Origin of the sequence: Comamonas sp. UBA7840, from assembly GCF_002501455.1 — a bacterium.
Lineage (GTDB): Bacteria > Pseudomonadota > Gammaproteobacteria > Burkholderiales > Burkholderiaceae_C > Comamonas > Comamonas jiangduensis.
The window spans coordinates 189,523-201,134 of sequence record NZ_DLTI01000027.1; the positions used below are offsets into that span (position 1 = coordinate 189,523).

General features: G+C 54.5%; 12 protein-coding genes. 10 read left to right on the forward strand and 2 right to left on the reverse strand.

All coding sequences use genetic code 11. From position 1 onward, the window contains the following. Window positions 1–6: 6 nt before the first annotated feature. The 8 genes from B3R00_RS11420 to B3R00_RS11455 all read left to right on the forward strand — a co-directional run bounded on the left by B3R00_RS11420 (window position 7) and on the right by B3R00_RS11455 (window position 8,258). Entirely contained in the window at window positions 7–531 is a 525-nt protein-coding gene (locus B3R00_RS11420) for a phosphoribosyltransferase (RefSeq protein ID WP_219164165.1), read from the forward strand. Between the two features lie 241 nt (window positions 532–772). Next, window positions 773–1,582, forward strand: coding sequence for an EI24 domain-containing protein (locus B3R00_RS11425; RefSeq protein WP_286999110.1), 810 nt, complete (start codon window positions 773–775; stop codon window positions 1,580–1,582). Between the two features lie 310 nt (window positions 1,583–1,892). Beyond that, window positions 1,893–3,308 (forward strand): type I glutamate--ammonia ligase, encoded by a 1,416-nt coding sequence (gene glnA, locus B3R00_RS11430; protein WP_284214898.1) that lies wholly within the window; start codon window positions 1,893–1,895, stop codon window positions 3,306–3,308. Between the two features lie 180 nt (window positions 3,309–3,488). Further along, window positions 3,489–3,998 carry a hypothetical protein gene (locus tag B3R00_RS11435; protein WP_286999111.1) on the forward strand — a complete coding sequence of 170 codons (510 nt, stop codon included), beginning with the start codon at window positions 3,489–3,491 and terminating at the stop codon, window positions 3,996–3,998. 20 nt (window positions 3,999–4,018) lie between these two features. Next, window positions 4,019–5,098 carry a nitrogen regulation protein NR(II) gene (gene glnL / locus B3R00_RS11440; RefSeq protein WP_284214900.1) on the forward strand — a complete coding sequence of 360 codons (1,080 nt, stop codon included), beginning with the start codon at window positions 4,019–4,021 and terminating at the stop codon, window positions 5,096–5,098. A 45-nt stretch (window positions 5,099–5,143) separates the two neighbouring features. Continuing rightward, complete coding sequence (gene ntrC / locus B3R00_RS11445) at window positions 5,144–6,679, forward strand: nitrogen regulation protein NR(I) (RefSeq protein ID WP_286999112.1); 1,536 nt, start codon at window positions 5,144–5,146, stop codon at window positions 6,677–6,679. A 303-nt stretch (window positions 6,680–6,982) separates the two neighbouring features. Beyond that, the gene (locus B3R00_RS11450; RefSeq protein ID WP_286999113.1) at window positions 6,983–7,747 is read left to right on the forward strand and encodes a hypothetical protein; all 765 of its coding nucleotides are present in this window, start codon (window positions 6,983–6,985) and stop codon (window positions 7,745–7,747) included. Window positions 7,748–7,919: 172 nt separating this feature from the next. After that, the gene (locus B3R00_RS11455; protein ID WP_219164171.1) at window positions 7,920–8,258 is read left to right on the forward strand and encodes a MoaF-related domain-containing protein; all 339 of its coding nucleotides are present in this window, start codon (window positions 7,920–7,922) and stop codon (window positions 8,256–8,258) included. A 199-nt stretch (window positions 8,259–8,457) separates the two neighbouring features. Here B3R00_RS11455 and B3R00_RS11460 read toward each other — a convergent pair whose 3' ends face one another. Then, entirely contained in the window at window positions 8,458–9,267 is an 810-nt protein-coding gene (locus tag B3R00_RS11460) for an META and DUF4377 domain-containing protein (RefSeq protein WP_286999114.1), read from the reverse strand. A gap of 259 nt (window positions 9,268–9,526) precedes the next feature. Here B3R00_RS11460 and B3R00_RS11465 point away from each other — a divergent pair, with 259 nt between their 5' ends. Then, the gene (locus B3R00_RS11465; protein ID WP_376747662.1) at window positions 9,527–10,102 is read left to right on the forward strand and encodes a DUF2242 domain-containing protein; all 576 of its coding nucleotides are present in this window, start codon (window positions 9,527–9,529) and stop codon (window positions 10,100–10,102) included. Between the two features lie 92 nt (window positions 10,103–10,194). Here B3R00_RS11465 and B3R00_RS11470 read toward each other — a convergent pair whose 3' ends face one another. Beyond that, window positions 10,195–11,043: a M23 family metallopeptidase gene (locus tag B3R00_RS11470; protein ID WP_286999115.1), complete on the reverse strand. Its 849-nt coding sequence runs from the start codon at window positions 11,041–11,043 to the stop codon at window positions 10,195–10,197. 190 nt (window positions 11,044–11,233) lie between these two features. On the opposite strand from B3R00_RS11470, the gene B3R00_RS11475 reads away from it, so the two are divergent. Next, complete coding sequence (locus tag B3R00_RS11475) at window positions 11,234–11,611, forward strand: oxidoreductase (RefSeq protein ID WP_286999116.1); 378 nt, start codon at window positions 11,234–11,236, stop codon at window positions 11,609–11,611. Window position 11,612: the final 1 nt, after the last annotated feature.

Consider the following 11,612-nt stretch of genomic DNA (forward strand, 5'->3'; position numbering starts at 1 on the left):
CCACACATGTTGACAGAAGACGGTAAGCACCTGTACGTCAGCTACGACGAATACCACGGCTTGATCGAAAAGCTGGCGTTGAAGATTCACCAGTCGGGCTGGGAATTCGACACCATCTTGTGCCTGGCACGCGGTGGTCTGCGCCCCGGTGACATTCTGAGCCGTATTTTTGACAAGCCTTTGGCCATCATGTCGACCAGCTCTTACCGTGCTGAGGCGGGCAAGGTGCAGGGCCACTTGGACATCGGCCGCTTCATCGCGACTCCCAAGGGTGAGATTGCAGGCCGCGTGCTGCTGGTGGACGACCTGGCCGATACCGGCGTGACGCTGAACGCCGTGGTCAAGCGCCTGAAGGAAAACTATGCCCCCATCACAGAGCTGCGCACTGCGGTGATCTGGACCAAGGGTGTGTCGACTTTCCAGGCCGATTACTCGGTGGAAGACTTGCCCACGAATCCTTGGATTCACCAGCCTTTTGAAGGCTATGACAACTTGACTGCTGAAAAGCTGATGGAGAAGTGGAAGCTGTAATTGCAGCTTGCCTTCGCGAAAAAGGAGCCTTCGGGCTCCTTTTTTTGTGTCCATGTGAGACATCAAGGTGCTTTGAATAAAAAAATAAAGGAGCAGCTTGCGCTTTTCGAACAATGCTTTCGCATGAAAAACCATCTGAAATTTATGAACAACAAGCGCTAGCAGCTATGGTTTTTGTGAAACCTGTTGGCTTGCATGTGCCATGCATGCAGCCGCACGGGCAGCTCGCTATGCTGTGCGCATGCAAATGATGTTGGATGCCCTGTGGCGTGCTTTGGCCGATTGCCTGCGGGTGCGGGTGATGGCATGGTCTTTGTTCCCCTTGCTGCTGCTTGTTGTGATGGCAGCACTGTTTGGGTTGTTCTGGTGGGATGCGTCGGTAGGTACGGTGCAGTCTTGGCTGGAGCGCGCCAGCTGGCTGCAATGGCTGTGGAGCTGGATGGGGACAGCTACGGCGGCAGCCAGTGCGGTGGCTGCGGCTGTTACCGTGGTGCTGCTGGTGAGCCCCGTGATGATCATGATCGCTCTGGCTGTGGTGTCGGTGGTGATGACGCCCCAAATGGTCGAGCTGGTCGCCGCACGGCGGTTTGCGCACCTGCAGCGCAAACACGGAGCAGGCTGGGTGGGCAGCACGTGGTGGGCACTGTGCGCAACTGCGCTGGCTTTGCTGGCCTTGTTGCTGTCTCTGCCCCTGTGGCTAGTGCCACCCTTTGTGCTGGTGTTGCCACCGCTGATTGGGGGCTGGCTGACTTACCGGCTCATGACCTTTGATGCCTTGGCCGAGCATGCCAGCAAGGCAGAGCGCCATGCCATTTTGCACACGCACCGCTATCGCTTGATACTGATGGGCGTGGTTTGTGGCTACATCGGTGCTGCACCCAGCTTGGTGTGGGCTTCCGGGGTGGTGTTTGCCGCAGCCTTTTGGGTGTTGATTCCGTTGGCGGTGTGGATGTATGCGCTGGTGCTGGCTTTTGCATCACTGTGGTTTGCGCATTACACGCTGGCAGCTTTGTACAGTTTGCGTGCAGCGCAAGAGCGTGCCCCCGAATGAAATGCCCTGCAAACAGAGGGCCCCAAACAGCTGCTGCGATAGATGCATGTCTTAATTGGTGCAATCCTGCGTATGAAATGCTGAGTGCATCAATGTGGTGCGTACTTACGAACTAAAATGGTGCCAAGAAGACGGGCTCGGAGGGGTTCGTTAGATTTGCACCAAAATGGTGAATTTGATAAGGCCGTGAAGACAAATACTTCATGGCCTTATGCTTGTGAAAGTGTGTTGGCGCAGCTGGCACGGGTTGGCATGCAAACTGCTTTGCTAACTTTGTACTTTCTATGAAGCGCTTTTCCAGGAGAACCTGATGGCTAAGACCGTTGCAGATGTGATGAACCTAGTGAAGGAAAACGAGGTCAAGTTTATTGACCTGCGCTTCACTGATACCCGTGGCAAAGAGCAGCACGTGACTGTGCCGCTGTCGCACTTTGATGAAGACAAGTTCACGTCGGGCCACGCCTTCGACGGTTCATCGGTTGCCGGCTGGAAGGGTATTGAAGCATCGGACATGTTGTTGATGCCCGACCCGAACACCGCCAACATCGACCCCTTCTTTGAAGAAACCACGCTGATCTTGCAGTGTGACGTGATCGAGCCCGGTGACGGTAAGGCCTATGACCGCGATCCCCGCTCGGTGGCCAAACGCGCTGAAGCCTACCTGAAGGCTTCCGGCCTGGGTGACACCGCATACTTCGGTCCCGAACCCGAATTCTTCATCTTTGACGGCGTGCGCTGGGGTACAGAGCCTCACAACCCCTTCTTCGAAATCGAAGAGTACGAGGCACCATGGAATACCGGCACCAAGTTTGAAGGTGGTAACCGTGGTCACCGTCCCCGTACCAAGGGCGGTTACTTCCCCGTGCCTCCCGTCGATAGCACCCAAGACATGCGCGCTGAAATGTCACTGATCTTGGAATCGCTGGGCATCCCGGTCGAAGTGTTCCACCACGAAGTGGCTGGTGCTGGTCAAAACGAGTTGGGCACACGTTTTTCCACCTTGGTGGAGCGTGCTGACTGGACCCAGCTGCAAAAGTACGTGATCTGGAACGTTGCCAACACCTACGGCAAGACGGCCACTTTCATGCCCAAGCCTTACTCTGGCGACAACGGCTCTGGCATGCACGTGCACCAGTCGGTGTGGAAGGACGGCAAGAACCTGTTTGCCGGTGACGGCTATGCCGGTCTGTCTGACTTTGCGCTGTACTACATCGGCGGCATCATCAAGCACGCACGTGCCCTGAACGCCATCACCAATCCCGGTACCAACTCGTATAAGCGTCTGGTGCCCGGCTTTGAAGCGCCTGTGAAGCTGGCTTACTCGGCCAAGAATCGCTCTGCTTCGATCCGCATTCCTTACGTGAGCAACCCCAAGGGTCGCCGCGTGGAAGCCCGCTTCCCCGATCCACTGATGAACCCCTACCTGGGTTTTGCAGCGCTGCTGATGGCTGGTTTGGATGGTGTGGAAAACAAGATTCACCCCGGCGAAGCTGCGACCAAGGACCTGTACCACCTGCCTCCCGAAGAAGACAAGTTGGTGCCTACCGTATGCCACAGCCTGGATCAAGCGCTGGAAGCGCTGGATGCAGACCGCGCCTTCCTGACCAAGGGTGGTGTGTTCAGCGATTCCATGATCGATGCATACATTGAGTTGAAGATGGGTGAAGTCACGCGCTTCCGCCAAGCGGTGCACCCAGTTGAATACGATATGTACTACTCGCTGTAATTGGCTCAGACTGCGCCAATAAGCAACTCAAAAAGGCAGCTTTGTAGCTGCCTTTTTTTGTGGCAAACATGTAGATGCTTATCTGGAAAATCAAGGACAAGTTGTGCCGTGCATAGCACAATGCAGCCATACCGTGAGTCTTGGAGTACACGCGGCTCACTCTTGAATGGAGGCATAACAATGAATCGATGGATGGTGGTGCTTGGCTGTTGCATTGCGGCAGGATCGGCACAAATCAATGCCATAGCGCAAGAGCGTATTTATCGCTGTGGGAACGAGTACACCAACAGCGCAGCAGTGGCCAAGCAGCGCAATTGCCAAGTGGTGGAGGGTGGTCATGTGACGGTGGTTCACACCGGTGGGGGCAGCAGTACAGCGAATAAACCCGCTGAGGGCAGTAAGCCTGCGTCTGCGGGCAACCGTGCTGCGGTGCAAGTAGATGCCAACCAGCAAAAAGCCCGTGACAACGATGCGCGCGCTATTTTGCAAGGTGAGCTCAAGAAGGCGCAGGAAAAGCTCAGCGCGCTGCAAGCCGAATACAACGGTGGCAATCCAACGAAAACTGCACTGGAGTTGCGTAACCCGCAGGTTTTTAACGAACGCTTAGAGGCACTGAAAGCCAACATTGCCAGACAAGAGGCTGATGTGGCGGGTATTCAGCGTGAGCTGGCGCGCCACAATGGTGGCTGATTTTTGGAAAGATAGATTGCATGCCGCTTGATGCTACTGCTGCTGCACAACGTTTTGCCGCCTTGGATTTACTCTCTACGCTGGCGGTGGTGGTAGATGCGCAAGGTTGCATCGTGTTTGCGAATGCGGCGCTTGAAGGCGCGGTGGGTCTGTCTCGGCGGATGCTGGAAGGGGCAGAGTTCGCACCCTATTTGTCGGCGCCTTCTTTGTTGCGAGCGGGCCTGGATACTGCCGATGGGCAGCGCCCCAGCTATGCCGCCATGAGCTTTGATACGGGGTTGCAACGCCCTGCGCAAGACCCCTTATTCGTCCACGTGACGGTAACAGCTGTTGAGCACACCGATTTGCGGTTGATTGAGCTTTGGGTGCTGGAGCAGCAGGCACGCCAAGACCGAGAAGAGCGCTTGGTAGAGCAAGCGCAGGCCAACAAAGAGCTGGTACGCAACTTGGCCCATGAGATTAAAAATCCGCTGGGCGGTATCCGTGGTGCGGCGCAGTTGTTGGAGATGGATCTGGAGAGCAAAGAGCTCAAGGAATACACCCAAGTCATCATTCATGAAGCAGACCGGCTGCAAAGCCTGGTGGATCGTCTCCTGGCCCCACACCGCCATCCCCACCAGCTGGTGGATTTGAATATTCACGAGGTGTGCGAGCGTGTACGTTCGCTGGTGCTGCTGGAATACCCGCAAGGGCTCAAAATTCGCCGTGATTACGATATCTCGATTCCTGAATTCAAAGGGGATAGAGCGCAGCTCATACAGGCCTTGCTCAACATTGTGCAAAACGCTGCCCAAGTGCTGTCGGAGAAGGTGTGTACTGGAGATGCAGAGATTACGTTGCGTACGCGCGTGGTGCGTCAAGTCACAATTGGTCGCCAGCGCCACAGACTGGCACTGGAATTGCATGTCATCGATAACGGCCCCGGCGTGCCAGATCACATCAAGGAACGGATTTTTTATCCGTTGGTGACTGGCAGGGATGGCGGCTCAGGCTTGGGGTTGCCGCTGGCGCAGACATTTATTCAGCGTCACCACGGACTCATTGAATGCGAGAGCATGCCTGGGCGCACGGATTTTCGTATCCTCATCCCGTTGCCTTAAGTCCGAAGTCTTTGAAGCACAAGCAACGGAAGGTAAATACAGCATATGAAGCCGATCTGGATAGTAGATGACGACCCCTCGATCCGCTTCGTCTTAGAAAAGGCGTTGGCTCGCGAAAATTTGGAAACCCGTAGCTTTAGCAATCCCCGTGAGGTGCTCGCTGCATTGGCTGATTTGCCCGATGGTGATCCCGCACAGCAAGGCCCCAGAGTGCTGGTGAGCGATATCCGTATGCCAGGTGGATCGGGGCTGCAACTGTTGGAAGAGGTGCATGCCCAGCAGCCGGATCTGCCTGTCATCATCATGACGGCCTATTCGGATTTGGACAGCGCGGTCTCTGCCTTTCAGCGTGGCGCGTTTGAGTATTTGCCAAAGCCGTTTGATCTGCCCAAGGCAATTGAGCTTATTCGCCGTGCAGTGGAAGAAAGTGAGCGCGAGCAAGTTGCGGAAGAGCGCCAAACAGTCATGCCGGAGATGCTAGGTCAAGCCCCGGCCATGCAGGATGTGTTTCGTGCGATTGGGCGGTTGAGTCAAAGTGCTGTGACGGTACTTATTACGGGCGAGTCTGGTTCGGGCAAAGAGCTGGTTGCCCGTGCTTTGCACAAGCACTCACCAGTATCTGGTGGACCATTTGTCGCCATCAATACGGCTGCTATTCCTAAAGATTTGCTGGAGTCCGAATTGTTCGGGCATGAGCGTGGCGCATTTACAGGGGCGCAAACCCAGCGGCGTGGCCGCTTCGAGCAAGCGGAGGGGGGTACCTTATTTCTTGATGAAATTGGCGACATGCCATTTGATTTGCAAACTCGCTTGCTGCGTGTTTTGTCGGATGGTCAGTTTTACCGCGTGGGTGGGCATACGGCGGTCAAAAGCAATGTGCGTGTGATTGCAGCGACGCACCAAAATTTGGAGCAGCGCGTCAAAGACGGAGTATTTCGCGAAGACTTGTTCCATCGTTTGAATGTGATCCGCTTGCGCCTTCCCTCTTTGCGCGAGCGCGCCGAAGATGTGCCGATGTTGGTCAAGCATTTTTTGCAGCGCAGTGCCAAGCAACTTGGTGTGGAACCCAAGCGCATTTCCGAAGCTGCATTGCAGCGCATGGCGCAGTTCAGCTTTCCCGGTAATGTGCGCCAGCTAGAGAATATTTGCCACTGGCTGACGGTGATGGCCCCTGCGCAGCAAATTTCAGTGCAGGACTTGCCGCCAGAGGTACTGGCAGCTGCGCCGACTGAGATGCTGGCGCAGACAGCAGTGTCGAGTGTGATGTCAAACCCTAGCGAGCCTGGGGTGGCACTGTCTCCGCAGCCAGAGCCTGCAGCGATTCAACAACTTGTGGCATCGCAAGGTTGGGAAGCATTGCTGGAAGTCGAAGCCAAAAAGCTTTTGCAAAGCGATTGCAAAGAAGTTTGGGACGTTTTGAGCCAGCGCTTCGAGTCGAGCTTGATCAATACGGCCTTGGGTCTGACCCATGGCAAGCGCATGGAAGCTGCGCTGCGTTTGGGGATTGGTCGCAACACTATTACCCGAAAAATTCAAGAACTGGGGTTGGATGGGGCTGAGCGAGTAGTTTCAGAAAATTAATAGCTACCTTGCTACCAGCACAAAGGCATATGCACGCATATGCCTTTTTTTTATGCACGAGAGATTCAGAAGGTGTGGTCTATGTGGCCAGTCCTACATCCAGCGCTTGCCTATGCCGACCGTCTGGGGGGCATGCCGGGTCTGACAATTCCATAAAGCTAGTGCTCGCTTTAGTTTTGTGAGTGCTTCACGATTGACCAGCATGCTTACATTCCCTTTTATTCACGCAAAGGTATGTTCAAGTACCCAGTTCGTTACATACATGGTCTTCTGACGGCAGAGCCTGGCGTTGAGGTGTCAGCGATGACCACAGATCGCCAAATGCTCATAGTCTCTGAACAAGAGAATGCGTATTGGCACATACAGTTTGCACAAGAGCCTTATTACGTGGCTGGTAGAGGGTACGACCAATATAAGCCTGCGTATGAACTGGGCTGGATGGCTGCTTTGCAGCATCCGAATGCTGACTTCGCAGAGTTGGTGCAAGCGCTGGAGATACAGTGGGGTGCCCAGACTACAACCAGTTTGCTGCCATGGCGAGAAGTGCGCCAAGCGGTAAAAGATGCCTGGATGCATGCCCGTGCACAAATGCACAATAGGCAAAGCATCTCCCTGACCGTGATACCCGTACGCGATCTGCCCGCCGTACTCTACCCCTTGCATAAAGGGTGCCAAACGCTGCTACGTGATCTTTGGAGTATGCGTTCTGTGCCTGTGAATGATTTTGCACAACAGGTTATTGAGCGGCATATCGATTTGTTGCAACGATTTATTCAGGTGCTGGGCTCCTTATGCCATAGCAATAAAGTCTCCTTAAACAATGTGAGTCATTGGCCGCAACGGCTATATGTGGGATGGATGACATTTAGATCTCGACTCTCAGAATGGACTCCCGCAGAGGCTTTTGAAGTGTGCGAGCGGCGCGAGCGCAGCTTGCTTTTTGCGTACCAGCGTGCGCTACGCAAAAACTTGCCAGTAGATGTGAAAATTTTGTTAACGCAACAGGCAAAAACGCTGCAGTTGAATTTGGAGAAACTGGTTTGGGTGCGGCATAACTGGTCGCTGTAAAGCTTGGCTTGCTAGTGCCGTGGTGATATGGGTTTTATGCCTCACGCAAATTTTTCTCGGGTGATTGCTCGATCTCGGGTTGTATTCCCACAAGGGCTAATCGGGGATGCATTCAACAATCAATTGCGTGACCACTGATGCATGCAGTGGCACTGGAACGAAGGGGCACGCAATGACAATGCATTACACAGGCGCTTTGCTAGGACGAGAGGCGGTGATTCAATTTCCTGAAAGCACCGCGCAGGTAAGCTATTCCGTGCGTGGCGACCTGATTTGGCGTGTGACGGACAAGAATGGCAATGTGACGCAAGGCAACGAGCGTTTGAGTTACTTGCAGCTTTCCGAGACTTTGCATTTCTTGAACTGGATTGAAAAAACAGGCTTCACGGTAAGTCAAATCATTGATACCGAAAATGGCAAAGTCAAAGCTTTTTGGTCATATGCAGATGAGTTGACGGATCGAGGTCATCGCGCATCCATGTTTGTGGATGGGACGTTCCGGTTTGTCTAGAACCTATCTTTGTGGTCGCGACGTCATCGCTGCCCGAATTTTGAGCACACGCTGCAATCCTAAGCGGGGCGCAGGTTGTGGCGATTTTTCATAGAGTTTTCCACAGCCAAACCCACAGAGATTGGGTACAAGTGCATTAGAAAAAAAGCCCTCGCACACTGTGCAAGGGCTTTTGTTATAGCGTCTGAGCAGTGATAGCTCAGCGCACGATCTCGCTTTCAACGGTCATATCCAAAACATCAATGTGTTTGGATGCATCTGCAGGAGCTTGGTCGCGTGTGAAACGCTTGATACGCAGCACATTACGCACCCCATCTTGATGGGTGTAGCCTTCAATCGAGCCGTAGTAGTTTTGCCATTCGCCCGCGCTTTGTTTGATGCCTTGGCTGCTGTACTGGATCTCTCGCACGCGCAAGCATTGCGCATTCGGAATCAGCGGATGGTTGCATGCAACTTTTTGTGGTGCGACTTCTAGAAAAATGCGTTGGCTGTTGCCATAGAGTGTTTCGTGCGTCGGCGTTCCCTTGAACTGCCAGGAAGCGCCGCCTTCGAATTTCAGCTCTAACGTGGGTGTGGGGCCATCCTTGATTTTCCAAGTCTGCGCTTTGGGTAATTGTTGTGCGACGTTTTGCTCCAATTCCATCAATGCGTTGTCATTGCAAGCCATCATGGTGGCCGCCAAACGGCTGATTTGGATGTGTTCGCCTTGGGTGCTGTAACTACCCATGAGGGTGTTGCACAGGCGATCGACGCTGATGCGCTGGTCGGCAGAAAAATTGACACCGATGGTACGTGCCGTCTTGTCGTTGGAGGCAGGAATTTGCCACTGAGGGTCTGGTGTGCTCTGCGAGGTCAGCGCTTGCTGTAATTCCCAGCGGTGGGATTGCAAGGTGGCCGTAGCCTTGCCCGCTTGCGCTGGTTTTTTAAGGTCTGCAGAGTGTGTGGTGCAGCCCACCAGCATCGTAGTTCCCAGTGCGCAAGCCAACCCCAGTGATTTCAAGGACAACATTCAGTAATAACTCCTGTGTACCGTGCGTTGCGCACGGTGATATACAAGCATGCATGAGAAATGCATGATTTGGTGCATGTATGTAGCGTTTTGTAGTGTAAGACTGTGCCTTGATACCGAATGAGACAGTTTATGGTCCGAGCTTTAGGCATACGCAGTGTGCCAATTGCAAGTAGCTATAAAATCGTGAGCGATTTACCGGTGGGTCAAGCAGCAGTTGTGCACCAGACTCACAATCACAGGTTTCTTGGAAACAGTTATGTCCCATTTTTTCTCAGGCAACTCGGCGCGTCGAATCGTTGGTGCATTCTCAGTGCTGGGGATGGCGGCGCTGCTGACGGCTTGCAGCGGCTTGGGCGGGCGCTCTGCGACCGAAGCGATGCCCAAGGTGGAAGAGAAATTTGGTTCAGCTGCCACCTATTCACGCTTGTTTGATGCGACGCCTGCACAAACGTGTGAAGCAGCGCGCCGCGCATTGCTGAGTCAGGGCTACATCGTCAACAAGGCGGATAAGGAGGTGGTAGAGGGCCAAAAAAGCTTTCAGCCCCAGCCGGACCGCCATGTGCAAATGAATATTCGCGTGACCTGCGTGCCAGAAAGCAGCGATGGCGGCTTGAGCATGGGCTTTGTCAGTGCCTTGCAAGACAGTTTTGCGTTGAAGATGGCCAGCAATTCCGCCAGCCTGGGCGTGAGCATGTTGGGTACTGTCTCTGTGCCCGTGGCAGCAGGTCATGACTCCATGATCAAAATTGGCAGTGAAACCGTAACCAGTGACCAGTTTTATGACAGCTTCTTTGATCTGATGCGCCGCTACCTGCTGGTTGAGGCACCGTAAGGTCTGAGCGAGCTTAGCAAGCGCCCCTAGCCAAGTTTAATGCTATTTAAAAAATAGCTTTGAGCGCTTTATTCATAAGGGTTGATGGCCGATTAGGCTAAAAATAGCGCAGGGTCAACCATGGTGCGGTTGAGCATGACCCCCCAGTGCAAGTGCGGGCCAGTGACGCGGCCGCTGGCGCCAACTTGGCAAAAAGTTTGTCCCGGTTGCAGCACATCGCCAACGCTGCATTGCACACCGGACAGGTGGCAGTACATGGTGAGAAGGCCGCCGCCATGGTTCAGCCACACCGTGGTGCCGTTGAAAAAGTAATCCCCAATATCGACGACCTTACCGGGGAGCGGCGCTACAACACTGGTGCCAGTGGGGGCCGCAATGTCCATTCCACTATGGGGATTGCGTGATTGCCCATTAAAAACGCGGCGCAGCCCAAAACTGCTGGAGCGCGGGCCTGAGCAGGGCGGTTGCATGCGCATGGCCGTCAACGTTGGTGCGGGTGCGCTAAAGAGCGCCATGATGGTTTGCTGGTGCGCCCGTTCGCGTTCATGCCGCGCCAAGTCTTGGGGCGCTAAATCTACCGTTTTAGGGGCAACTTTCAGGCGCTGCTCGGCATACTGCTTGTCGCTCACGCTGTAATCGAGCGATTGCATGCCATCGTCGTTGCGCACCGTGACGGTGTGTACGCCGAGCTTGGCCGACAGTGGAATGCCTACCAGCGCTGTCCATTCAATCATGTCCCCCACCACCAGCACGGGGGTACCTTCGGCAGTAGTGACCTTGGGCTGTGCGGAAGAGGGGCCCAGCGAAAGCCGAGCCACACCGCCGGGAACCCGGCTGTCCACCGGGAACAATCCGCTGTCTGATGCAGGCCTGGCCCAAGCTGGGAGTGCGGCGCAGGCGCTGAGATGGGCCAGTGCCACGAGATATTGACGACGCTGCATGAAGAGTTCCGATCCGATTCGCATCTAGGGATTGTCGCGTGCTGCCGCTGCGTTTGTATGTCAGCAAGTGACAGGTGCTGCGGCTGGCGTGTTCTTGACGTGGCGCAGAGTGCGGCCCTGGGGCTGCGCTGACACTGTGAACTTGCCGCGCGCAGGTGGGTTGCGGCGGATTTCTAGAAGGTATTTCTCAATGCAAACATTTCGCATCGTAGTCATTGGCGCTGGTGAAACAGGCACTCCTTTGCTTCAACAGCTGTTGAGTGCCCCGTTTGTCAAACTCATCGGCGTGGCGGATTTGAACTTGGAGCTGCCCGGCATTGCCTTGGCACGCCAGCACCAAATTCCTGTGACGGATAACTTTATGGACTTGGTCAGCCAAGGCACAGAGGTCGACATCATTATTGATGTGACGGGCGCAGCCAAGGTGCGTGAGCAGCTGCGTCAATACATGGTGGATTCGCACAATGCACACACCGTCATCATGCACGAGCGTATTGCGCTGCTGATGATGTCGCTGTCGGCAGGGCACCTGGTCGATGGCAAACACGGCGTGCAGCAGTACGCCTAAA

What these genes read in the sequence shown, in the direction of transcription:
- B3R00_RS11470 (WP_286999115.1), bottom strand. Translation starts at nt 11,043, where the DNA reads ATGCAGCGTCGTCAATATCTCGTGGCACTGGCCCATCTCAGCGCCTGC.
- glnA (WP_284214898.1), top strand. Translation starts at nt 1,893, where the DNA reads ATGGCTAAGACCGTTGCAGATGTGATGAACCTAGTGAAGGAAAACGAG.
- B3R00_RS11475 (WP_286999116.1), top strand. Translation starts at nt 11,234, where the DNA reads ATGCAAACATTTCGCATCGTAGTCATTGGCGCTGGTGAAACAGGCACT.
- B3R00_RS11450 (WP_286999113.1), top strand. Translation starts at nt 6,983, where the DNA reads ATGACCACAGATCGCCAAATGCTCATAGTCTCTGAACAAGAGAATGCG.
- B3R00_RS11455 (WP_219164171.1), top strand. Translation starts at nt 7,920, where the DNA reads ATGACAATGCATTACACAGGCGCTTTGCTAGGACGAGAGGCGGTGATT.
- glnL (WP_284214900.1), top strand. Translation starts at nt 4,019, where the DNA reads ATGCCGCTTGATGCTACTGCTGCTGCACAACGTTTTGCCGCCTTGGAT.
- B3R00_RS11425 (WP_286999110.1), top strand. Translation starts at nt 773, where the DNA reads ATGCAAATGATGTTGGATGCCCTGTGGCGTGCTTTGGCCGATTGCCTG.
- ntrC (WP_286999112.1), top strand. Translation starts at nt 5,144, where the DNA reads ATGAAGCCGATCTGGATAGTAGATGACGACCCCTCGATCCGCTTCGTC.
- B3R00_RS11420 (WP_219164165.1), top strand. Translation starts at nt 7, where the DNA reads ATGTTGACAGAAGACGGTAAGCACCTGTACGTCAGCTACGACGAATAC.
- B3R00_RS11465 (WP_376747662.1), top strand. Translation starts at nt 9,527, where the DNA reads ATGTCCCATTTTTTCTCAGGCAACTCGGCGCGTCGAATCGTTGGTGCA.
- B3R00_RS11435 (WP_286999111.1), top strand. Translation starts at nt 3,489, where the DNA reads ATGAATCGATGGATGGTGGTGCTTGGCTGTTGCATTGCGGCAGGATCG.
- B3R00_RS11460 (WP_286999114.1), bottom strand. Translation starts at nt 9,267, where the DNA reads ATGTTGTCCTTGAAATCACTGGGGTTGGCTTGCGCACTGGGAACTACG.